Here is a 21,372-nt window from a genome sequence, read left to right on the forward strand (position 1 = left end):
AATTCTCCTTAATGTTGATTTGGGTAATCCGTTTCCCTTCACCCACTCCCGGGTCGCGGCTGGCGCCTTACCCGGGCTACAGGTTCACTGGCGTCTGCAGGCCGCCAGGACAGGTGCGTAGCACCGCCTCCGGGATTTAGGGCGAGGGGGGAAATTAACATCGTCTTCGCTGCAGCATCCGCCGGGTCATAATCGGCAGGGAGATAACCACGATCAGCATCGCGCCGATAATCACCGACATCACGATGCCGGGGACGTTGAGCAGGCTCAGGCCGAAGGTCACCAGCCCCATCAGAAAGGCGGCGATGATCACCCCGGGCATGCTGCCGGAGCCGCCGAGAATATTGACGCCGCCGAGCACCGCCATGGTGACAACCGCCAGCTCCCAGCCCATCGCCAGGGTAGGGCGGGTACTGCCGAGCCGTGAGGTCAGCAGGACCGCCGCCAGTCCGGCCATCAGCCCGACCAGCGCGAACAGCGCCAGGTTATGGCGCTTCACGTTTATCCCGGAGTACCAGGCGCCGGTCGGATTATTGCCGATGGCGTAGGTCCGGCGACCAAAGTTGGTTTTATGCAGCAGGAAGGTGAAGGCGGCCGCGAGGAGGATAAACAGCGCAAACTCAAAAGAGAGCGCGCCCCACACGTACCCCTGGCCGAACCAGGCAAAGCTCTCCGGGTAGTGGTTGAGCGCCTGATCGCCCAGCAGGATATAGGTGATGCCGCGATACAGGCTCATGGTGCCGATGGTGATCACGATCGACGACAGGTTAAAACGCGTCACCAGGATACCGTTGAACAGGCCGCACAGCAGACCCACGCCCAACCCGACCAATACCAGCAGCGGCGTATCCATCCCCACCGCCGCGCAGAAGCCCATCACCGTTGAGCTGAGCGCCATCGTCGAGGCTACCGACAGATCGATTTCCCGGGCGATAATCAGCATCGCCATCGGCAGGACGACGATCGCTTTCTCGGTAAAGGTGAAGGTGGCGTCCGACAGGTTCCAGATATTAAGGAAATAAGGGGAAGCCAGGGCGTTGCCGATAAATACCGCCAGGGTGACCGCCAGTAAAAACCCTTCCCAGCACAGCAGGCGGCGCAGCGGCGACGGCGCGGCCGGGGCGTTTTTCATCTCTTCAGATACCATCATCTTGCTCATGATTTCACCCCCTGTTTCTGCCGGGCTAGCGCCGCGTTACGCAGGATTAACCGCCCGTGACCGCGATTGCCGCGCTCGTTAAGCAGCACCGCCATGACGATCACCGCCCCGGAAATCGCCATTTGCCAGAACGGCGAGATGCCGATCACCGGCAGGGCATTATTGATGACGCCGAGGAACAGCGCGCCGCACAGGCAGCCCAGCACCCGTCCGCTTCCGCCCATGGTGCTGATACCGCCGATCACGCAGGCGGCGACCACCTGCAGTTCAAAGCCGTTCGCTACGTCGACATAGGCGACGGCGAAGCGCGAGATCCACAGATAGCCGCAGAAGCCGGCCAGCGCGCCGGAGAGACAGAAGCTGACGAACTGCATTTTCCCGGCGTTAATACCGGTGTAGTACGCCGCCGTCGCGTTGCCGCCTGCGGTGTATAAGGCCCGGCCGGTGCGGCTGTAGCGCAGGAAATAACCCACCAGCAGCAGCGCGGCGATGGCGCACCAGCTCAGCAGCGGCAATCCCAGGAGGGCGCTGCGCGGCAGACTGAGGAAATCAGCGCTCATCTGATGTGAGTTAACCCAGCCGCCGTCGGTCAGCAGAAAGATAATGCCGCGATAAATGCTCATGGTGCCCAGGGTCACCACGATGGCGGGAATGCCGAGGCGCCAGACCAGCAGGCCGTTAATCACCCCCATCAGCAGGCCCAGCAGGGTTGCCAGCGCCAGCAGCGCCACCACCGGAATACCCGGATAGTGGGCGTTAAGCAGGGCGACGATCATCCCGGTCAGCGCCAGGTTGGCGGCCATCGACAGATCGATGCCTTTGGTGAGCAGCACCATCATCTGCCCGAGGGCGAGGATGATAAGGATGGCGGTATCGTTAAACATCTCCACCAGATTGCCCGGTGAAACAAACGATGGCGCCCGGCTGCCAATGGCGCCGATCATCAAAATGATGACCACCGCCAGCAGCGCTTCGCGATGCTTCAGCCATGCGTGTCCCATCATGCTGCCTCCTGGCCAATGCCGCTGGCGGCGCTAACGATGGTTTCCGCCGTCGCTTCCCCGGCCCGGTACTCGGCGACCATCAGCCCTTCGTGCATCACGATAATCCGGTCGGCCATGCCCATCACTTCCGGCAACTCTGACGAGACCATAATCACCGCCAGCCCCTGGCTGACCAGCTCGGACATAAACTGATGCACGGCGGCTTTAGAGCCGATATCGATGCCTTTGGTCGGCTCGTCGAGGATAATCACCTCGGGATGGGTCGCCAGCCATTTGCCGATCACCACTTTCTGCTGGTTGCCGCCGGAGAGGGTCTCCACCGGCTGCCGCCAGCTGAAGGCTTTAACCTGCAGGCGCGAGGCGTACTCGTCCGCCAGCCGCCATTCCCGGGCGTCGTTCAGGACGCCGTTAGGGTTGAGCTTACTGAGCTGCGGCAGACTGATGTTTTGGGCGATGGGCAGGGCGATGATCGCCCCCTGTTTCTGCCGCTCTTCCGGTACGCAGACGATGCCGGCGCGGATGGCGTCGGCGGGCTGGCGAAAGCGCATGGGGCTGCCGTTCAGCCGGATCTCGCCGGAGGAGGGATGCGTTACGCCGGAGAGCGCCTGCATCAGCTCGGTGCGTCCGGCGCCCACCAGGCCGTAAAAGCCGAGAATTTCTCCCTTGCGCAGGCTGAAGCTGATATGGGCAAACTCGGTGGGGTGACAGAGGTCTTGCACCTCCAGCACCGTTTCCCCTGGGGTACAGTCAACTTTCGGGTAGGTTTGGGTAATCGCGCGGCCCACCATCATCGCCACCATCCGCTCTTCGGTGATGTCGTTTATCGCTCCGGAGCTGACGTAAACGCCGTCGCGCAGAATGGTGTAGTAGTCCGCCAGCTCGAAAATCTCATCAAACTTATGCGAGATAAACAGGATCGCTTTGCCGTCCTGCTTCAGACGCTCAACGATCTGATAAAACTCCAGAATTTCATGTTGCGAGAGCGCGGCGGTCGGCTCATCCAGGATCACCACCTGGGCGTCGAAAGCCAGCGCCCGGGCAATCGCCACCATGTGCCGTTGGGCGATGCTGAGCGTTTTTAGCGTGGCGCGCGGGTCGATCAGAACTTCAAGCCGGGCGAGGATCTCGCCAGCCCGGCGATGCATCGCGGGCCAGTCGAGCGTTTTGAACAGCCCCTTATACAGATACTGACCGACGAAAATGTTTTCGCTGACCGAGAGTTCGTCAAACAGCACGGTTTCCTGGTGAATGGCGGTGATCCCCACCTTGTGCGCCGATTCCGGCGTCGGCAGATGAATGGGGATCGCTTTATAGAGGATCTCCCCCTCTTCGGGCTGATAAATACCGGTCATCACTTTGACCAGCGTGGATTTCCCCGCGCCGTTTTCGCCGATGAGGGCGGTCACTTTGCCGGGCCAGAGATCAAGCTGTACGTTCTCAAGGGCACGCACACCGGGAAAAATCTTGGTGATCCCCTTCAGCGACAGCAGTGGCGTTGATGCTGACATGATAGTTCTCCGTAAAATCGCCCCTCACCCTAACTCTCTCCCCAAAAGGGAGAGGGAACGGTCCGGCGCCCGCTGGCCGCATCGCGCAGAGGGCCGGGGTGAGGGAACAAGGGTTAGAAAATCTTCGAGAACTTATCGATGTTGCTCGCATCGTAGACAAACGGCTCGGCCATCGCGCCGTTCCCCTCGGCATCCAGCTTCACTTTGCCCAGCTTGCCCATACTGGCTTCGGTTTTGGTCGCGGTGCCTTTGACTAAATCGTCGGCCAGATAGGTGGCGGCGTAGCCCAGGTCAATCGGGTTCCAGATGGCGAAACTTTTGCTGGCGCCAGACTTGATCGCGCCGGCCATTTCCGACGGCAGCCCCAGCCCGGTGACATACACTTTGCCGATTTTGCCCTGGTCCTTCACCGCCTGCGCGGCGGCAACGATCCCCACCGACGAAGGCGAAACAATGACTTTCAGGTCCGGATATGATTTCAGCAGGCCCACCGCTTCGCGGTAGCTTTTATCCGACAGATCGTCACCGTAGGCGACCGTGACAAGGTGTACGGACGGATACTGCGGCAGCACCTTTTTCATCTCCTCAATCCAGATATTCTGGTTAGTGGAGGTCGGAGTGGCGCTTAACACTGCCACATCCCCCTTCTCCACGTTCAGCGCCTTCAGCGCATCGGCGGCGAGCTTGACGTTGGTCTCGCCAATTAAGGCGTTATTGGAGGGATTAAGATGGATTTGGCGGCCTGCCGGCGCCACGCCGGAGTCCCACGAGACCACCTTGATGCCGCGCTGCATCGCTTTTTTCAGCACCGGCACCACCGCGTCCGGATCGTTAGCGGAAATGGCGATCGCATCCACCCCCTGGGCGATCAACCCGTTCAGCACGTCGATCTGCGCTTCGGCGGTAGTGGTGGTCGGGCCGGTGTAGATCACTTTGACATCACCTAACTCTTTGGCGGCCTGTTGGGCGCCAACGTTGGCGGCTTCGAAGAAGCCATTTCCCAGCGATTTCGCCACGAGGGCGATTTTGACTTCTGCTAAGGCGGAACCGGACAACGCCAGGGCGGCAACGGTGAGGATCAAGCTTGTCTTTGTTTTCATTGCTTTTACTCCACATGAGTCAGTTTTGTAGGGTTTGCAGGTGAGGCTTCGCCCCGTCTCGGTGAGCGGGGCGCGATGTTGTTATGGATAAAGATCTAACGCGGACTGCAGCGGCTGCACGTTGAAGCGTTTGCCAAGGGCGATAAGCTCTTCGCGAGTGATGGTCTGCTTCATACCGCCCATGGACAAGACTTTCACCAGCACTTCGGCGGACTTCTCGGCGGTGTCGATCAGACCGAAGGTCTCATCCAGGGTTGGGCCGCTGCCGAAGACGCCGTGGAACGGCCACAGCACCAGCGAGTGTTTTTGCATGGTTTCCGCAGTCGCCTGGCCGATTTCATCGGTGCCTGGCACCATCCATGGCAGAATGCCGACGCCGTCCGGGAAGACCACCAGACATTCGGTGCTGCCTTCCCACAGCTTGCGGGTGAACAGATCGCTGTGGTTCTCCAGGACGTAGGTCAGGGCGATCAGGTTGGTGGCATGACAGTGCATGATCACCCGGTCCTTGCCGTCGGTCAGTTTGATGCGCTCGCTGTGCGACAGGAAGTGTGCCGGCAGCTCGGAGGTCGGCACCGCATCCTCCGTCAGGCCCCACAGGATATGGTATCCCGCGCCGTCGCTGTCGACTTTCACCACGCCAAGGTTAGCGGCCGGGTCGAGCTGGACATTACGGAAGAATTTGCCGGAGCCGGTGACGATAAACGGCTGGTTAGCCAGGGTTGGCATCGGCTGGCTGAGGGCGATATAGCGCGGTTTAGCGTGGAAATCCGCCACGTAAGGTTCGATATCCGCCTCATCCAGACGCAGCGTCAGGTTGCCGCCGTTGCGCTCGTCCCAGCCCTTCAGCCAGGCGTCGGAGGTGGCTTTGATCATGCCCTGGACGAACCAGGCGTCGATAATGTTCTGCATAGTCTTGTCTTTCCTGTTGATTCGGTGAGGGGTTGACCCCCTCACCCTAAATATGTGCGTGCCCCCGGATTGCGCCGTAAACGGCTTATCCGGGCTACCGGTTCGTAGCCCGGGTAAGGCGTCAGCCGCGACCCGGGGAAGCCCGTGCATTACCCGCGCTGGCTCAGAACCGCATTCTCATAAGCCCGCACGTTGTCCAGCCACTGGCTGCCCGCCGGCGTGTCGTGACGCTGGCAGTACATCTCCCAGATGGCCTGCCACGGCAGGGATTTTTGCTCTTCGAGCAGCGCCAGGCGGGCGGTGTAATCGCCGTCGTTCTCCAGCTGGCGCAGCTGATCGGTCGGTTCCAGCAGGGCGCGCAGCAGCGCTTTTTTCATATTGCGGGTACCAATCACCCAGGCCGCGATGCGGTTGATGGAGGCATCGAAGAAGTCGAGGCCGATGTGCACGCGGTCAAACAGGTTATGGCGAATGATTTCGCTGGCGATGGCCTGGGTCTCATCATCCAGCAGCACCACGTGGTCGCTGTCCCAGCGCACCGGGCGGCTGACGTGCAGTAGCAGACGCGGGATGTAGAGCATGGCGGCGGAGATCTTGTCGGAGATGACCTCCGTCGGGTGGAAGTGGCCGGCATCCAGGCACAGCGCCGTCTGGCGGCTGGTGGCGTAGCCCATATAGAACTCGTTGGAGCCGACGGTGTAGCTTTCGGCGCCGATACCGAACAGCTTGCTCTCCACAGCGTCAATGTGATGCGCCGGGTCGAATTTTTCGCTGATGACTTCATCCAGCGCGTTCAGCAGCCGCTGGCGCGGCGCGAAGCGGTCAACGGTAATATCCTTCATGCCGTCCGGCACCCAGATATTCATCACCGACGGGGTGCCCAGCTGTTCGCCAAAATAAGCGGATACGCGGCGGCTGGCTTTGCAATGGTCGATCCAGAACTGGCGGATCTCATCGTTGGCATGCGATAGGGTAAAGCCGTCGGCGCTCAGCGGATGCGAGAAGCAGGAGGGGTTGAAATCCAGCCCCAGTTTGTTGGCTTTCGCCCACTCAACCCAGTTTTTAAAGTGCTCCGGCTTAATCTCATTGCGCGCCACCGGCGCGTCGGATTCCAGATAAATAGCGTGCAGGTTGAGACGCTTTGGCCCCGGGATCAGGCTCAGCGCCTGCTCAAGGTCGGCGCGTAGCTCCTGAGCATTGCGCGCTTTGCCCGGGTAGTTGCCGGTGGCCTGGATGCCGCCGGTCAGGCTTCCCGCCGGATTTTCGAACCCGGCGACGTCGTCACCCTGCCAGCAGTGCATGGATACGGGCAGACGGTCCAGCTGGCGCAGGGCCTCCTCGACATCCACGCCGACGGCGGCGTAGCGCTGCTTAGCAATTTCCCAGGCTTGTTCAAGTTGAGTGGTCATGCGCAAAGCTCCTTGGTCTGTTGTGGCTGAAACTGCGCCACGAAACGGGCAATTTCACTATCAGGATTGGGGGTAAAGGTGGTGAGGGACGCGTTGCCGCGCACCACCTGACGAAACTCATCGACGCTGGCCAGCTCGTCGAGGGTCATTAGCTGGATGCCGATATTGCCGAGGGTGGAGGCCTCTGTCGGGCCGGCCACGACGACGATCCCGCAGGCGTCGGCGCACAGCTGGTTGAGCAGTTCGTTCTGGCAGCCGCCGCCGACGATATGCAGCTGGCTGAAGGGCTGGCCGCGCAGCGCCGCCAGCTCGTTAAGCACCCGGGCGTAGAGCAGCGCCAGGCTGTCGAAAATGCAGCGCGCCAGTTCGGCGTCGCTGTCCGGAACCGGCTGACCGGATCCGCGGCAGGCGGCCTGGATCTCGGCGCTCATACTGGCCGGGTTGATAAAGCGGTCGTCATTGCAGTCAATGATGAAGCGGCACGCCGGCAGCGCGGCGGTGCGGGCGATTAGCCCCTGCAGGTCGCTGACGTTTTGCTCTTTCAGCACCCGCTGCAGCAGCCACAGGCCCATAATATTTTTCAGCACCCGATAGCGGCCTTCGGCCCCGCCTTCGTTGGTGATATTGGCCTGCAGCGCCGCGTCGCAGGTGTACGGGGTCAGGCTTTCAAACCCCATCAGCGACCAGGTCCCGGAGGAGAGATAGGCGGCGTGGCGGTCGGCCAGCGGGGAGGCGATCACCGCGCTGGCGGTGTCGTGGCTGGCGACGGCGACCACCGGGATGTTATTGCCCTGCGGACAAATCCAGTGGCCGATAACGTTGCCGGGATGCGTCGGCGCACCGAACCATTCGCGCGGCGCGCCGGTCCAGTTCAGCAGCGTCTCATCCCAGCTATCGCTGTGGATGTTGACCAATTGGGTAGTGGTGGCGTTGGTATATTCCCAGTTCAGATTGCCGGTCAGGCGGAAGCTGAAATAGTCGGGGATCAGCACGGCATGGGCGGCCTGACTGACCAGCTCCGGCTGCTGCTCCACCAGGGCGCGCAGCTGATAGAGGGTGTTAAACGGCAGAAACTGAATGCCGCTGCGGCGATAGATCTCCGCCCGGCCCAGCTGTTCTTCAGCGTGACGTAGCAGGCCCTGGGTGCGATCGTCACGATAGGAGACCGGCAGCCCGACGCGCTGACCCTGCTTATCCAGCAGGACATAATCCACGCCCCAGGTATCGATGCCGATGCTGTCGATCAGGATGCCCTGCTCACACACTTTCTCCAGCCCGCGGCGGATCTCGCCTTCGAGGCTATCGAGATCCCAGCAGTCGAAGCCATCCACCTTCTGCAGGCTGTTGGTGAAGCGATGAATTTCACGCAGCGTCAGGGCGCGCGGCCCGGACTGATAGCTGGCGAGCATGACCCGCCCGCTGGAGGCGCCTAAATCGACGGCGACACAATGACGAATACTCATGGAACGACCCTTCTTAAAATCATTGTCCGCAGTCTAAAAAAGGGCGCTGACTAACACCTTCTCGCTACGGACAGCCGAAACTGGCCGCTGGCAAGAAAGCAAAGGTGACCGTGAGGAAAATCACAAATTGCGGTTTTGGGCGGTGGTAAGGAGGATGTGATGGGGTCCGCAGTTCCGCATCTTTCCGGCTGATTCTTGAAAAAGCGGCAGGATTTACGAATTTCGCGGTCAAAAATTGAAGGCCGGATAGCCAACCCTTCATTACTATCAGCCGGTGACTGATAATTTTTCTCATTACGAGGGTGGCATCATGACCATATTGCACAGTACGGATTTCTTTAAGGCCGGGATCTCGACGGTGGCTATTGAACCCCGCCTCCCTCAGTCGGCCTTTCCGGAGCATCACCATGATTTCCATGAAATTGTCATCGTGGAGCAGGGCACGGGCATTCACGTCTTCAATGGCCAGCCTTATACCATCGGCGGCGGCTCGGTCTGCTTTATTCGCGATCACGACCGGCATCTTTACGAGCACACGGACAATCTGTGTCTGACCAACGTGCTCTATCGCGCGCCGGATGCGTTTCGTTTTCTCGCCGGGGTCAGCCAGCTGCTGCCCCAGGAGCAGGAGGGCAACTACCCATCGCACTGGCGGGTGAACCAGACGGTCCTGCAGCAGGTGCGGCATATCGTGGCGCAGATGGAGGCCATGGGGAGCGAAACGGATACCCATGCCGTCGCCAGCCGTGAGATCCTGTTTATGCAGCTGCTGGTGCTGCTGCGGAAAAGCAGCCTTGCGGAAGAGGCCACCAACAACGATGCGCGGCTGAATCAGCTGCTGGCCTGGCTGGAAGACCATTTTGCGCAGGAGATCTGCTGGGAGGAGGTGGCGGCGCAGTTTTCGCTGTCGCTGCGTACTCTACACCGCCAGCTGAAGCAGCAGACCGGCCTGACGCCGCAGCGCTATCTCAATCGGGTGCGCCTGATGAAAGCCCGCCACCTGCTGCGCCACAGCGATGAAAGCGTGACTGATATCGCCTATCGCTGCGGATTCGGCGACAGTAACCACTTTTCGACGCTTTTTCGCCGCGAGTTTTCCTGGTCGCCGCGCGATATCCGCCAGGGGCGCGACGCTATTCTTCAGTAACGCGAGAGGAGTCAACGTATTGCGGACCAAAAACGCGAATAATGCGCCGTTATCCGCGTTGGGAGTGTGAGCCGTGGCCGGTTTGATTCTACGTAAAGAGGAGTTTTTCCCTTCCGCCACGCAGGCGGTGGCGGTGGCCGACCGCTACCCGCAAAACGTCTTCGCTGAACACACTCATGAGTTCTGCGAGCTGGTGCTGGTGTGGCGGGGCAACGGGCTGCACGTTCTCAACGACCGTCCCTGGCGCATTACCCGCGGCGATCTCTTCTATATTCGCGCCGAAGATAAACACTCCTATGCTTCCGTTAACGATCTGGTTCTGCAGAACATCATCTATTGCCCGGAGCGGCTGCAGCTCAATTTCGACTGGGCGGGGGCGATCCCTGGCCTCTTCGGCACGCCGTGGAAGCCCCACTGGCGTATGGGCAGCACCGGTATGGCGCAGGCGCGCCAGGTAATTAGCCAGCTTGAGCATGAGTGTTCCCGGCACGATGCGCAGGGGAATGCGATGGCCGAGCTGCTGTTTGCTCAGCTGGCGCTGACCCTCCAGCGCCATCGCTACGCGACGGATAATCTGGCGGCGACGCAGCGCGAAGCGCTGTTGGACAAACTGCTGGCCGCGCTGGCGGCCAGCCTGAGCCGACCCTTTGTCCTGGAGCGTTTCTGCGAGCAGGAGGGCGGCAGCGAGCGGGCGCTACGGCAGCAATTTCGCCAGCAAACCGGCATGACCATCAATCACTATTTACGCCAGCTACGGATCTGCCATGCGCAGTATCTGTTGCAGCATACCGAGCGCTTAATCGGCGATATCGCCATGCAGTGCGGCTTTGAGGACAGTAACTACTTTTCGGTGGTGTTCAGCCGGGAAATCGGCATGTCGCCGGGGCAGTGGCGGCAGCGCAGTCGCGCCGCCGCCTGAAGAGCGTCTTTGTCAGGCAGATGATCCGGTGCTTAACTGGCCATTCCCAGACCGACGATGTTGGCGGCGATGATGATCACCACGCAGCCGAGGCTCAGGACGCTCACCGGACGACGACCGGCGTTGTTCCACTCTTTCAGCACCAGACCCACCAGACCGCCGCACAGTACGTAGAAACTCATGTGCAGCATCCAGCTCATATAGTCATACTGCGCCGGAATGCTGGCGTGGCCCCAGGCATAGAAGAAGAACTGGAGATACCACATCAGGCCGCCGAGGGCGGAAAGCAGTAGGTTGCTGATGATGAGCGGTTTGGCCAGTGAGAAATCGGCTTTGACTGACAGAGTCTTCACTTTCGCCAGACGAATAAAGCAGAAGCCAAGGTTGACCAGCGCCCCGCCGCCCATAATCACCACGTAGCTTGGCAGCGCCGCATATAACGGGTCGACGCCGAGCGCCGCGGCGGCATCATGCATCGGTTTGGCGGCGTTCATCGCGAACGACATCCCTGCCGAGAAGATACCGCACATCACCGCCAGCAGAAGCCCTTTCTTCAGATTGAACTCTTCGGCTTTGATGCCCATTTTGCGCTCTTTCAGCTGGCCCGCGCGGGTGACGATGCCAACGCCAACCACCGCCACCAGCACGCCGAGCAGCGTCATTTGACCGCCCTGGGTGTGCATCAGCACCGAAAACTGACCGTTAATAATCGGCGTCATCAGCGTACCGACAATCAGCGTGATGCCAATGGCGATGCCAATCCCCATCGACATGCCGAGATAGCGCATGGTCAGGCCATAGTTGATATTACCGATGCCCCACATGGCGCCGAACAGAAAGACCGGCAGCAGCGTGGAGGCGTTAAAGGAGCGGTAGTAGGCCCAGAAATCGGGTAACAGGGTGGCGCTGATGGCCCAGGGCAGGATCAGCCAGGAGACGATCCCCCCGACCGACCACATGGTTTCCCACGACCAGTGTTTTACTTTCTTGAACGGGGCATAGAAACAGGCGGCACTGGCGGCCCCTATCAAATGCCAAAAAATACCCATCGTAATCGCGTGGTTCATTGATTTTATCCTCATCTTTTTTTATCGGAGACGGCGGCTTCCGATGCGATGAGTGTAAAAATTAGCCGCTTTGGCCGCCTTCAGGACGTTGCCACAGGATGGCGAACTCTGGCAACCATGGGCTTAATTAGTTGTTCTACATCACAAAACGACGGGTATTTCTTCTGGTTATATCCATATGAAAAATACGGCATTGATAAGCATTTTCAATACCATTTAATTAACTATAATGGACAAACTGCTTACGCGGCGTTAACACTTGAGCCGCTCGACAATAATGGAGATGATTATGAGCTATACCCTGCCATCCCTGCCGTACGCTTACGATGCTCTGGAACCGCACTTCGACAAGCAGACGATGGAGATCCATCACACCAAACACCACCAGACCTACGTGAACAATGCCAACGCCGCGCTGGAAAGCCTGCCGGAGTTCGCTAACCTGTCCGCTGAAGAGCTGATCACCAAGCTGGATCAGCTGCCGGCTGACAAAAAAACCGTACTGCGTAACAACGCCGGCGGCCACGCGAACCACAGCCTGTTCTGGAAAGGCCTGAAAACCGGTACCACCCTGCAGGGCGACCTGAAAGCGGCTATCGAGCGCGATTTCGGCTCTGTGGACAACTTCAAAGCGGAATTCGAAAAAGCCGCTGCGACCCGTTTCGGTTCCGGCTGGGCGTGGCTGGTCCTGAAAGGTGACAAACTGGCCGTTGTCTCCACCGCAAACCAGGATTCCCCGCTGATGGGCGAAGCCATTTCCGGCGCTTCCGGCTTCCCGATCCTGGGTCTGGACGTGTGGGAACACGCTTACTACCTGAAATTCCAGAACCGTCGCCCGGACTACATCAAAGCCTTCTGGGACGTGGTGAACTGGGACGAAGCTGCAGCGCGTTTTGCCGCCAAAAAATAAGGTTGCAATGTGCTAAGAGAGAAGCGAGTCTGATGGCTCGCTTTTTTTATATCGGTAGCAAGGAGAGCAGACATGCATTATCCGGTGAATGTCTTTGTCGGCAAAATCAGGGACTACACGGGCAGTCGTCCCAGCGCGATCGGCAAAATCCAGGTTGACGGCGAGTTGCAGCTCGGCGATCTCGGTCTCGAAGGGGATGAGCAGGCGGAGAAGAAAATACACGGCGGGCCGGACCGCGCGCTGTGTCACTATCCGCGCGAACACTATGCCGACTGGATCCGTGAATTCCCCCAGCAGGCCGATCGGTTCTGCGCCCCGGCGTTCGGCGAAAACCTCTCCACTACCGGCCTCACCGAACAAAACGTCTACATTGGCGATATCTTTCGCTGGGGCGAGGCGCTGATCCAGGTCACCCAGCCGCGCTCTCCGTGCTTCAAGCTCAACTTTCATTTTGCGATCGGTGATATGGCGCAGCTGATGCAAAACAGCGGGAAGACCGGCTGGTTGTACCGGGTGATCGCCGGGGGGCAAGTCTCCAGCGATGCGCCGCTCGAACTGGTCTCTCGCCTGAGCGATGTCAGCGTCCATGAGGCCGGGGCGATTGCCTGGCAGATGCCGTTTGATGACGATCAGTACCACCGCTTATTGTCGGCCGCGGGCCTGTCGGTAAGCTGGAGTCGAACCATGCAGAAGCGCCGTTTAAGCGGCAAGATCGAGGATAATTCACGGCGATTGTGGGGGAAATAATTCCCCCATATTGGCGCTTTCCGCAGCGTCTCCCGGGTAGCGGCGCAAGCGCCTTACCCGGGCGACCTGACCGTTCCTGGCGGTAACCCGGCGCAGCGCAGGCCGGGTCAGCGTCAGGTCCGCTTATACAGCGGCAGCCAGAGGGTTAAGCGCAGACCGCCCAGCGGGCTGTCGTCGGCCTTCACCCAGCCACGGTGCTGCTGAATAGCGGTTTCGACAATCGCCAGCCCCAGGCCGGTGCCGCCGGACTCGCGGTCGCGCGCCTCGTCGGTCCGGTAGAATGGCCGGAAAATCTGCTCGCGATCCTCCGGGCTGACTCCCGGGCCGTCGTCATCGACGTTAACCGTAATCCCGTCTTTATCCACTGAGAAGCTGACGGAAATCTTGGTGTGCGAGTAGCGCAGGGCGTTGCGGACGATATTCTCCAGCGCGCTTTCCAGCGCATTGGGGTTACCGTACAGCGGCCACGGACCCGGCGGATACTCAACGGTGAACGATTTACCCATCTGCTCGGCTTCAAACGCCGCGTTGTCCAGCACTTCGCCCCACAGCTGATTGGCTTTGACCGTCTCGCTCACCAGGGCGTTTTTCGCCTGATTGCGCGACATCACCAGCAGGTCGTTGATCATGCTGTCCAGTCGGTGCGCTTCAGTTTCGATACGCTCCAGCTCTTTGCTCTCACCGCTGCGGCGGCGCAGCAGGGCGGTGCCCAGCTGCAGGCGCGTGAGCGGCGTGCGCAGCTCGTGCGAGATATCGGACAGCAGCCGTTGCTGGCTGGTCATCATCCGCTCCAGGGCCGTCACCATCTGGTTAAAGCTGGCGCCAGCGGCTAAAAACTCCTGCGGTCCGGCCTCCAGCTCCGGATGCTGCCGCAGGTTGCCCTGGGCGACCTCGTCAGCGGCATTTTTCAGCTTACGCGCCGGTTTCGCCAGGCTCCACGCCAGCCACAGCAGCAGCGGGGCGCTAACCAGCATTGTGACGATCAGCAGCAGCAGCGGCCGGTCAAACAGCAGGTTGATAAAGTCGGATTGTGAGGTGCTGGCGGGACGGATCAGATACAGCTGATAGTTATCCTCCCCATCCCTGACGGAGAACGGGCCCACCATTTCCAGGCGGCCATAGCGTTTTTTCTGCGGATGATCGGCGTTATCGGCCTGGCCGATAAAGTTGCGAATGATCTGCATCTCGTTGCGTTCTGCGCCGATCACGCGGCCTTCGCTGGTGACCAGCAGCAGGCGCTGACCCGGAGGCGCCCATTTATCGATGGCGCGAAACAGACGACGCCACCACATCAGGTCGTTTGGCGGATCGTTGGCCAGCTCGGCCTCGACGTGCTGTTCGATCATGATGCCTTGACGCTGCTCGCTTTCCAGCAGCTCGGTCATCTGCCGGGAGTCCAGTTTGGGCAGCATCAGCACCAGCATCAACACCAGCGCCAGCGTGAGCCAGAAGATGGCGAAGATGCGTGCAGTCAAACTTCCAATCATGAAGCGGAAACCATCAGATACCCGCGGCCACGCAGCGTTTTAAACCACGGATGGCCATCTTTGCGCTCCGGCAGCTTACGCCGCAGGTTGGAAATATGCATATCGATGGCGCGGTCGAACGGCGTCAGGCGCTTGCCTAACACTTCCTGGCTTAAATGTTCGCGTGACACCACCTGGCCGAGATGCTGCGCTAACAGATAGAGCAGGGTGAACTCGGTGCCCGTGAGCTCCAGCGTCTGGCCATCGAAATTGGCTTCCTGACGGCCCGGATTGAGGCTTAAGGCATCCACTTCCAGGGTCGGCGAGCCGGCTTCGGTCGTCTGCTGCTGTTCGCTCCAGTGGGAACGGCGCAGAATCGCGCGTATACGCGCCACCAGTTCGCGATCGTTGAACGGCTTAGGCAAATAGTCATCTGCGCCCAGCTCGAGGCCGAGAACGCGATCCAGCTCGCTCCCGCGCGCTGTTAGCATGATAACCGGAGTCTGGTGTGTCTGACGCAGCTCTTTAAGCGTATCGATACCGTTTTTCTTCGGCATCATTACGTCGAGCAGCAATAAATCAATGCTGTCGTCCAGAAGGGCCAGCGCCTGTTCCCCATCATGGGCCACCAGCACGTTAAAACCTTCCATATCGAGCAGCTCTTTTAACAGGGAGGTGAGCTCCCGGTCATCATCAACTAACAGGATTTTATTCATTGTTTAAATACCTCCGAGGCAGAAATTACGTCATCAAGGCCCGCTAATCCATGACTTTACGTTGTTTTACACCCCCTGACGCATGTTTGCAGCCTGAATCGTAGACTGTCTCTCGTTGAATCGCGACACAAACGTTTTGGGAGTATGTGATGCGCAATGTTATCGCTGCCGTCATGGCCTCAACGCTGGCGCTAAGTGCATATAGCCAGGCCGCTGAAGTCGTTACCAGCGTTAACTGGCTCCCCGGAGACGAAGGGGGACAGCGCGGTAGCCAGAGCCATATGTTTGACGGCATAAGTTTAACCGAGCAGCAACGTCAGCAGTTACGGGATCTTATGCAACGGGCACGCCACGACAGGCTCCCCGTTAATGTTAGCGAAATGGAGACAATGCATCGCCTTGTCACCGCAGAAAATTTTGATGAAAACGCTGTGCGCGCTCAGGCAGAAAAGATGGCGCAGGAACAGGTTGCTCGCCAGGTCGAGATGGCTAAGGTCCGCAACCAGATGTACCACCTGCTTACGCCAGAGCAGCAAGCGGTTTTAAATGCTAAGCACCAGCAACGTATGGATCAGTTGCGTGAGGTTGCAAGGACGCAGAAAGGCTCAGCGATGATGCTTTCGAGTAGTAGCAACACCCTGCAACCCCAGTAACAAACCCTGTTTTCCTTGCCATAGACACCATCCCTGTCTTCCCCCACATGATGTGGGGGTTTTTTTTGCCCTTTTTTCGGCAAATCAACTTCTTCGCCTGTCCCTTGAGCGTCACCAGTTCAGGTTATACTAAGCGCAGTGCAGGAGAAGGAGCCTATATGAATCAATCTTATGGCCGGTTGGTCAGCCGCGCCGCTATCGCTGCGACGGCGATGGCCTCCGCGTTACTTTTGATCAAAATTTTTGCGTGGTGGTATACCGGTTCAGTCAGTATTCTGGCCGCGCTGGTGGATTCGCTGGTGGATATTGCCGCCTCGCTGACCAACCTGCTGGTGGTGCGCTATTCGCTGCAGCCTGCTGATGAAGAACATACCTTTGGCCACGGCAAAGCAGAGTCGCTGGCGGCGCTGGCGCAAAGCATGTTTATCTCCGGCTCGGCGCTGTTTCTGTTTCTTACCGGTATTCAGCACCTGGTGCGTCCGGAGCCGCTACAGGCCGCCGGCGTCGGGGTTGTCGTCACGTTGATTGCCCTGTTCAGCACGCTAGCGCTGGTGACCTTCCAGCGCTGGGTGGTGCGAAAAACCCAAAGCCAGGCGGTGCGGGCGGATATGCTTCATTATCAGTCTGATGTTATGATGAACGGCGCCATTCTGGTGGCGCTGGGCCTCTCCTGGTACGGCTGGCATCGCGCCGATGCGTTGTTTGCCTTAGGAATTGGCATCTATATTTTATATAGCGCGCTGCGGATGGGCTATGAGGCGGTTCAGTCGTTACTCGACCGCGCTTTGCCTGACGAGGAGCGTCAGGACATTATCACCATCGTGACCGCATGGCCCGGCATCCGCGGGGCGCACGATCTACGAACGCGGCAGTCAGGGCCGACCCGCTTTATTCAGATTCATTTGGAAATGGAAGATAACCTCCCGCTGGTGCAAGCCCACGTGATTGCAGACCAGGTGGAGCAGGCGATTCTGCGCCGTTTCCCGGGTTCCGATGTCATTATCCATCAGGATCCCAGTTCTGTGGTGCCGGCGGCGCAGCAGGGCTTTTTTGAGCGTTAGGTTATAGTCTGTAAACTCGATGTAAAAATGTGGGTCAGCTCGGCATTTTTTGTATAAATTACCGCCGTTTGGTCTGACCTGAATCAATTCAGCTTGAGGCGTTTGATATACTATTGTCATTAGCGTCGTGCACTCCTGGTGAGGGAGCGCTTCAGGCAACAGAATTATTTTTTGCTTCCTAAGTTCAGAGGTAGTCATGATTAAGAAAATCGGTGTGTTGACAAGTGGCGGTGATGCGCCGGGCATGAACGCAGCAATTCGTGGCGTTGTGCGCGCGGCATTAACGGAAGGTCTGGAAGTTTTTGGAATCTATGACGGTTACCTCGGCTTGTACGAAGACCGTATGGTTCAGCTCGACCGTTACAGCGTTTCCGACATGATCAACCGCGGCGGCACCTTCCTGGGCTCCGCTCGCTTCCCGGAATTCCGCGAAGAACACATCCGCGCAGTGGCTATCGAAAACATGAAGAAGCGTGGCCTGGACGCGCTGGTGGTTATCGGTGGTGACGGGTCCTATATGGGGGCGATGCGCCTGACCGAGATGGGCTTCCCGTGCATCGGCCTGCCGGGCACTATCGACAACGATATCAAAGGCACTGACTACACCATCGGCTTCTTCACCGCTCTGAGCACCGTGGTGGAAGCGATTGACCGTCTGCGCGACACCTCCTCATCGCACCAGCGTATCTCCGTGGTGGAAGTGATGGGCCGTTACTGTGGCGACTTGACTCTGGCGGCGGCGATTGCCGGCGGCTGTGAGTTCATCATGGTGCCGGAAGTGGAATATACCCGTGACGATCTGGTAGCGGAAATCAAAGCCGGCATCGCGAAAGGGAAGAAACACGCTATCGTGGCGATCACCGAGCACATGTGCGACGTTGACGAGCTGGCAAGCTACATCGAGAAAGAGACCGGCCGTGAAACCCGTGCTACCGTCCTCGGCCACATTCAGCGCGGCGGTTCCCCGGTTCCTTACGACCGTATCCTGGCTTCCCGCATGGGCGCCTATGCGATTGAGCTGCTGCTGCAGGGCCATGGCGGCCGTTGTGTCGGCATCCAGAACGAGAAGCTGGTGCACCACGACATCATCGATGCCATCGAGAACATGAAGCGTCCGTTCAAGAACGACTGGCTGGATTGCGCGAAGAAACTGTACTAAGTTACGCGCCGGATAAACAAAAGGCCTTCTCATGGAGAAGGCCTTTTTTATGGCGCAAGATTTATTCGATATCCAGCGGGTCTTCCGACAGAATCATCCCGGTGTTATCGGCATACAGATGGTCGCCGCTGAAGAAGGTTACGCCGCCGAAATTGACGCGCACGTCGCTTTCGCCGATGCCTTCGCCAGCCGCGCCGACCGGAATGGCCGCCAGCGCCTGGATGCCGATATCCAGTTCCTCAAGGTCGTCAACCTGGCGCACCGCGCCATAGACCACCAACCCTTCCCATTCATTCTGTACGGCCAGACGCGCCAGGTCAGCGTCAATTAACGCGCGTCGTACTGAGCCGCCGCCGTCGATCAGGAGAATATGACCACGGCCATTCTGCTCGAGCAGATCGTAGAGCAACCCGTTATCCTCGAAACATTTTACCGTAATGATCTGTCCACCAAACGACGACCGTCCTCCAAAGTTAGAGAACAGCGGTTCCACGACGTTGACATCTTCCTGGTAGATGTCACAAAGCTCGGAAGTATCGTATTTCATAGGCTTAACGTTCAGTTGCTGCGAGAGTTTTTAGTATATCCCGCGAATCGCATTGTTGGCAAAATCATCAATTGTTAATTGATATTTGTCAGTTAAGCCGCCAGCTTACTGGCAATAATCCCGATAACAAACAGCAGGTTGGTCAGTAAAGCCCCTTTGACCGTCTTTTCGAGCATCGGCCGCATCGCCAGCGGATCGGATTCGCGCAGGACGTAACGCGCCTGTTTGACCAGCAGCGGCGTGGCGAGAATAAACAGCCAGCCCCACGCAGAATGCAGCGCCAGCAGGTTAAACAGCGCCAGACACAGCAGGGCGCCGAGCAGCAGGCAGGCATGATAGCGGCGGGCATTGACCGGCCCCAGGCGCACGGCGAGGGTGTTCTTCCCGTTCTGCCGGTCGCTGTCGATATCACGCAGGTTATTGATGTTCAGTACGGCGGTCGCCAGCAGACCGCAGGCCGTTGCCGGCAGAAAAATGGCCGCTTCCACATTGTGGGCTTGCAGATACCAGCTGCCGAGGACGCTCAGCCAGCCGAAGAAAACGAGTACCGAAATATCACCGAGGCCAATATAACCATACGGGCGGGTGCCCACTGTGTAGGTGATGGCGGCCACGATCGACAGGCCACCCAGCGCGAGGAAACCGATGAAATCGCCGACGCTCTGCCAGGCGACGCACAGTAGCGCCAGACCAAACAGACAGATCAGCGCGACGGTGACAATCAAGGCGCGCTTCATCTGCTGGGGGGTAATCACCCCTTTCTGCATCCCGCGCAGCGGCCCGATGCGGTCCGGTTTATCGCTCCCCTTGACCGCGTCGCCGTAGTCATTGGCGAGGTTGGAAAGAATTTGCAGCAAGCCGGCGGTGATCAGCGCCAGCAGGGCGACCCAGGGATCAAAATGCCCCTGCTCCCAGGCAAGGACGGTGCCAACAATAATCGCGGCAAACGCCAGCGGTAACGTTTTAGGACGCAGGCTTTCCAGCCACGCCTGAGAACGGCTGATATCAGTCATAGTTATTTTAGCCAATAAAAATGGGGGCGATAGCCCCCATCAACAGTGATGAAAATGCATTGCACCGGATTATAGGATAAAACGGCTCAGATCTTCATCTGCCACCAGAACATCCAGGTGCTTACTCACATATTCGGCATCGATAGTGACGGTCTGGCCGTTCATCTCGCTGGCATCATAGGAGATATCTTCCACCAGGCGCTCCAGCACGGTGTGTAGACGGCGCGCGCCGATGTTCTCGGTGGTTTCGTTTACCTGCCATGCGGCCTGAGCGATACGCTTGATACCGTCTTCGGTGAATTCGATATTCACCCCTTCGGTCGCCATCAGCGCCTTGTACTGCACGGTGATGGAGGCGTTCGGTTCGGTCAGGATGCGCTCGAAGTCATGGGTGGTCAGCGCCTTCAGCTCAACGCGGATCGGCAGACGCCCCTGCAGTTCCGGGATCAGATCGGACGGGCTGGCCACCTGGAACGCGCCGGAGGCGATAAACAGGATGTGGTCGGTCTTGACCATCCCGTGCTTGGTGGAGACGGTGCAGCCTTCCACCAGCGGCAGCAGGTCGCGCTGTACGCCTTCACGGGAGACGTCCGGGCCGGAGGTGTTGCCGCCGCGCTTACAGATTTTGTCGATTTCGTCGATAAAGACGATACCGTGCTGCTCAACAGCGTCGATGGCTTCCTGCTTCAGCTCTTCCGGATTGACCAGTTTGGCCGCTTCTTCTTCAATCAGCAGCTTCATCGCGTCTTTGATTTTCAGCTTACGCGGTTTCTGCTTCTGGCCGCCGAGGTTCTGGAACATGGACTGCAGCTGGCTGGTCATCTCTTCCATGCCCGGAGGGGACATGATTTCAACGCCCATCGGCGCCGCAGCGAGATCGATTTCAATCTCTTTATCGTCCAGCTGGCCTTCACGCAGTTTCTTACGGAACGCCTGGCGCGCCGCAGACGGTTCCTGCGACGGCTCAGTCTGGCCCCAGTTGTTCTTCGCCGGCGGTATCAGCACGTCAAGCACGCGCTCTTCCGCCAGCTCTTCCGCGCGGTAACGGTTCTTATCAATGGACTGCATACGAACCATTTTGATCGCCGCATCGGTCAGATCGCGGATGATAGAGTCCACTTCTTTACCGACATAGCCCACTTCGGTGAACTTCGTCGCTTCAACTTTAATAAACGGCGCGTTGGCCAGTTTCGCCAGACGACGAGCGATTTCGGTTTTACCGACGCCGGTTGGGCCGATCATCAGAATGTTTTTCGGCGTGACTTCATGACGCAGCTCTTCGTTAAGCTGCATCCGGCGCCAGCGGTTACGCAGGGCGATAGCAACAGAACGCTTGGCGGCGTCCTGGCCGATAATGTGTTTGTCCAGTTCGCTGACAATTTCGCGTGGGGTCATTTCAGACATGGGAGATC

The 21,372-nt window shown here is 58.8% G+C and carries 20 protein-coding genes; 7 read left to right on the forward strand and 13 right to left on the reverse strand.

Translation table 11 applies throughout. The features are described 5' to 3' along the window. Positions 1 to 154 precede the first annotated feature (154 nt). The 7 genes from ABLU95_RS24735 to rhaB form a co-directional block, all read right to left on the reverse strand. Entirely contained in the window at positions 155 to 1,159 is a 1,005-nt protein-coding gene (locus ABLU95_RS24735) for an ABC transporter permease (protein WP_065883469.1), read from the reverse strand. Then, on the reverse strand, positions 1,156 to 2,163 hold the full coding sequence (locus ABLU95_RS24740) for an ABC transporter permease (RefSeq protein WP_072096694.1): 1,008 nt from the start codon (positions 2,161 to 2,163) through the stop codon (positions 1,156 to 1,158). The genes ABLU95_RS24735 and ABLU95_RS24740 overlap by 4 nt, the downstream gene beginning before the upstream one ends. Next, positions 2,160 to 3,671 (reverse strand): sugar ABC transporter ATP-binding protein, encoded by a 1,512-nt coding sequence (locus ABLU95_RS24745; RefSeq protein ID WP_048296391.1) that lies wholly within the window; start codon positions 3,669 to 3,671, stop codon positions 2,160 to 2,162. Before ABLU95_RS24745 ends, ABLU95_RS24740 begins: the two co-directional genes overlap by 4 nt. A 113-nt stretch (positions 3,672 to 3,784) precedes the next feature. Further along, positions 3,785 to 4,771: a rhamnose ABC transporter substrate-binding protein gene (gene rhaS / locus ABLU95_RS24750; protein WP_023291520.1), complete on the reverse strand. Its 987-nt coding sequence runs from the start codon at positions 4,769 to 4,771 to the stop codon at positions 3,785 to 3,787. 81 nt (positions 4,772 to 4,852) lie between these two features. After that, on the reverse strand, positions 4,853 to 5,683 hold the full coding sequence (gene rhaD, locus ABLU95_RS24755; protein ID WP_023291521.1) for a rhamnulose-1-phosphate aldolase: 831 nt from the start codon (positions 5,681 to 5,683) through the stop codon (positions 4,853 to 4,855). Between the two features lie 149 nt (positions 5,684 to 5,832). Continuing rightward, positions 5,833 to 7,092, reverse strand: coding sequence for an L-rhamnose isomerase (locus ABLU95_RS24760; RefSeq protein WP_032454470.1), 1,260 nt, complete (start codon positions 7,090 to 7,092; stop codon positions 5,833 to 5,835). After that, positions 7,089 to 8,555, reverse strand: coding sequence for a rhamnulokinase (gene rhaB, locus ABLU95_RS24765; protein ID WP_032454471.1), 1,467 nt, complete (start codon positions 8,553 to 8,555; stop codon positions 7,089 to 7,091). Before rhaB ends, ABLU95_RS24760 begins: the two co-directional genes overlap by 4 nt. Before the next feature lie 310 nt (positions 8,556 to 8,865). On the opposite strand from rhaB, the gene rhaS (ABLU95_RS24770) reads away from it, so the two are divergent. Further along, positions 8,866 to 9,702, forward strand: a complete 837-nt coding sequence (gene rhaS / locus ABLU95_RS24770; RefSeq protein WP_004203665.1) for an HTH-type transcriptional activator RhaS — start codon at positions 8,866 to 8,868, stop codon at positions 9,700 to 9,702. Between the two features lie 73 nt (positions 9,703 to 9,775). Then, positions 9,776 to 10,621: an HTH-type transcriptional activator RhaR gene (gene rhaR, locus ABLU95_RS24775; RefSeq protein WP_004203666.1), complete on the forward strand. Its 846-nt coding sequence runs from the start codon at positions 9,776 to 9,778 to the stop codon at positions 10,619 to 10,621. A gap of 32 nt (positions 10,622 to 10,653) precedes the next feature. On the opposite strand, the gene rhaT is transcribed toward rhaR, so the two are convergent. Further along, positions 10,654 to 11,688 carry an L-rhamnose/proton symporter RhaT gene (rhaT, locus tag ABLU95_RS24780; RefSeq protein WP_023291524.1) on the reverse strand — a complete coding sequence of 345 codons (1,035 nt, stop codon included), beginning with the start codon at positions 11,686 to 11,688 and terminating at the stop codon, positions 10,654 to 10,656. 289 nt (positions 11,689 to 11,977) lie between these two features. Between rhaT and sodA the strand changes: the two genes are divergently transcribed. Then, a complete protein-coding gene (gene sodA, locus ABLU95_RS24785) occupies positions 11,978 to 12,598 on the forward strand; it encodes a superoxide dismutase [Mn] (RefSeq protein WP_004203668.1) in 621 nt (206 codons plus the stop codon). Positions 12,599 to 12,670: 72 nt separating this feature from the next. Next, positions 12,671 to 13,345: a 6-hydroxyaminopurine reductase gene (yiiM, locus tag ABLU95_RS24790; protein ID WP_044520917.1), complete on the forward strand. Its 675-nt coding sequence runs from the start codon at positions 12,671 to 12,673 to the stop codon at positions 13,343 to 13,345. Between the two features lie 113 nt (positions 13,346 to 13,458). Here the strand turns inward: yiiM and cpxA are convergent, their stop codons facing one another. Together cpxA and cpxR are read right to left on the reverse strand one after the other, a co-directional pair. After that, positions 13,459 to 14,832 (reverse strand): envelope stress sensor histidine kinase CpxA, encoded by a 1,374-nt coding sequence (cpxA, locus tag ABLU95_RS24795; protein WP_008807874.1) that lies wholly within the window; start codon positions 14,830 to 14,832, stop codon positions 13,459 to 13,461. Then, positions 14,829 to 15,527 (reverse strand): envelope stress response regulator transcription factor CpxR, encoded by a 699-nt coding sequence (gene cpxR, locus ABLU95_RS24800; RefSeq protein WP_004203671.1) that lies wholly within the window; start codon positions 15,525 to 15,527, stop codon positions 14,829 to 14,831. Before cpxR ends, cpxA begins: the two co-directional genes overlap by 4 nt. A gap of 149 nt (positions 15,528 to 15,676) precedes the next feature. Between cpxR and cpxP the strand changes: the two genes are divergently transcribed. The 3 genes from cpxP (at position 15,677) to pfkA (ending at position 18,400) form a co-directional block, all read left to right on the forward strand. After that, on the forward strand, positions 15,677 to 16,180 hold the full coding sequence (cpxP, locus tag ABLU95_RS24805; RefSeq protein ID WP_023291526.1) for a cell-envelope stress modulator CpxP: 504 nt from the start codon (positions 15,677 to 15,679) through the stop codon (positions 16,178 to 16,180). Between the two features lie 158 nt (positions 16,181 to 16,338). Then, the gene (gene fieF / locus ABLU95_RS24810; RefSeq protein WP_008807873.1) at positions 16,339 to 17,241 is read left to right on the forward strand and encodes a CDF family cation-efflux transporter FieF; all 903 of its coding nucleotides are present in this window, start codon (positions 16,339 to 16,341) and stop codon (positions 17,239 to 17,241) included. A 196-nt stretch (positions 17,242 to 17,437) separates the two neighbouring features. Next, the gene (gene pfkA / locus ABLU95_RS24815; RefSeq protein ID WP_002882911.1) at positions 17,438 to 18,400 is read left to right on the forward strand and encodes a 6-phosphofructokinase; all 963 of its coding nucleotides are present in this window, start codon (positions 17,438 to 17,440) and stop codon (positions 18,398 to 18,400) included. A 61-nt stretch (positions 18,401 to 18,461) separates the two neighbouring features. Here the strand turns inward: pfkA and rraA are convergent, their stop codons facing one another. The 3 genes from rraA to hslU all read right to left on the reverse strand — a co-directional run bounded on the left by rraA (position 18,462) and on the right by hslU (position 21,364). Continuing rightward, positions 18,462 to 18,947 carry a ribonuclease E activity regulator RraA gene (gene rraA / locus ABLU95_RS24820; RefSeq protein WP_002882913.1) on the reverse strand — a complete coding sequence of 162 codons (486 nt, stop codon included), beginning with the start codon at positions 18,945 to 18,947 and terminating at the stop codon, positions 18,462 to 18,464. Between the two features lie 92 nt (positions 18,948 to 19,039). Further along, on the reverse strand, positions 19,040 to 19,960 hold the full coding sequence (gene menA, locus ABLU95_RS24825) for a 1,4-dihydroxy-2-naphthoate polyprenyltransferase (protein WP_004203673.1): 921 nt from the start codon (positions 19,958 to 19,960) through the stop codon (positions 19,040 to 19,042). A 69-nt stretch (positions 19,961 to 20,029) separates the two neighbouring features. Then, a complete protein-coding gene (gene hslU / locus ABLU95_RS24830; protein WP_002882917.1) occupies positions 20,030 to 21,364 on the reverse strand; it encodes an HslU--HslV peptidase ATPase subunit in 1,335 nt (444 codons plus the stop codon). Between the last annotated feature and the right edge of the window lie 8 nt (positions 21,365 to 21,372).

Source organism: Klebsiella sp. GG_Kp146, from assembly GCF_040061975.1.
GTDB classification, from domain to species: Bacteria; Pseudomonadota; Gammaproteobacteria; order Enterobacterales; family Enterobacteriaceae; genus Klebsiella; species Klebsiella quasipneumoniae.

Excerpts from the sequence above, each read along its gene's own strand:
- ABLU95_RS24735 (WP_065883469.1), bottom strand. The coding sequence starts at position 1,159 with ATGAGCAAGATGATGGTATCTGAAGAGATGAAAAACGCCCCGGCCGCG.
- ABLU95_RS24740 (WP_072096694.1), bottom strand. The coding sequence starts at position 2,163 with ATGATGGGACACGCATGGCTGAAGCATCGCGAAGCGCTGCTGGCGGTG.
- ABLU95_RS24745 (WP_048296391.1), bottom strand. The coding sequence starts at position 3,671 with ATGTCAGCATCAACGCCACTGCTGTCGCTGAAGGGGATCACCAAGATT.
- rhaS (WP_023291520.1), bottom strand. The coding sequence starts at position 4,771 with ATGAAAACAAAGACAAGCTTGATCCTCACCGTTGCCGCCCTGGCGTTG.
- rhaD (WP_023291521.1), bottom strand. The coding sequence starts at position 5,683 with ATGCAGAACATTATCGACGCCTGGTTCGTCCAGGGCATGATCAAAGCC.
- ABLU95_RS24760 (WP_032454470.1), bottom strand. The coding sequence starts at position 7,092 with ATGACCACTCAACTTGAACAAGCCTGGGAAATTGCTAAGCAGCGCTAC.
- rhaB (WP_032454471.1), bottom strand. The coding sequence starts at position 8,555 with ATGAGTATTCGTCATTGTGTCGCCGTCGATTTAGGCGCCTCCAGCGGG.
- rhaS (WP_004203665.1), top strand. The coding sequence starts at position 8,866 with ATGACCATATTGCACAGTACGGATTTCTTTAAGGCCGGGATCTCGACG.
- rhaT (WP_023291524.1), bottom strand. The coding sequence starts at position 11,688 with ATGAACCACGCGATTACGATGGGTATTTTTTGGCATTTGATAGGGGCC.
- sodA (WP_004203668.1), top strand. The coding sequence starts at position 11,978 with ATGAGCTATACCCTGCCATCCCTGCCGTACGCTTACGATGCTCTGGAA.
- yiiM (WP_044520917.1), top strand. The coding sequence starts at position 12,671 with ATGCATTATCCGGTGAATGTCTTTGTCGGCAAAATCAGGGACTACACG.
- cpxA (WP_008807874.1), bottom strand. The coding sequence starts at position 14,832 with ATGATTGGAAGTTTGACTGCACGCATCTTCGCCATCTTCTGGCTCACG.
- cpxR (WP_004203671.1), bottom strand. The coding sequence starts at position 15,527 with ATGAATAAAATCCTGTTAGTTGATGATGACCGGGAGCTCACCTCCCTG.
- cpxP (WP_023291526.1), top strand. The coding sequence starts at position 15,677 with ATGCGCAATGTTATCGCTGCCGTCATGGCCTCAACGCTGGCGCTAAGT.
- fieF (WP_008807873.1), top strand. The coding sequence starts at position 16,339 with ATGAATCAATCTTATGGCCGGTTGGTCAGCCGCGCCGCTATCGCTGCG.
- pfkA (WP_002882911.1), top strand. The coding sequence starts at position 17,438 with ATGATTAAGAAAATCGGTGTGTTGACAAGTGGCGGTGATGCGCCGGGC.
- rraA (WP_002882913.1), bottom strand. The coding sequence starts at position 18,947 with ATGAAATACGATACTTCCGAGCTTTGTGACATCTACCAGGAAGATGTC.
- menA (WP_004203673.1), bottom strand. The coding sequence starts at position 19,960 with ATGACTGATATCAGCCGTTCTCAGGCGTGGCTGGAAAGCCTGCGTCCT.
- hslU (WP_002882917.1), bottom strand. The coding sequence starts at position 21,364 with ATGTCTGAAATGACCCCACGCGAAATTGTCAGCGAACTGGACAAACAC.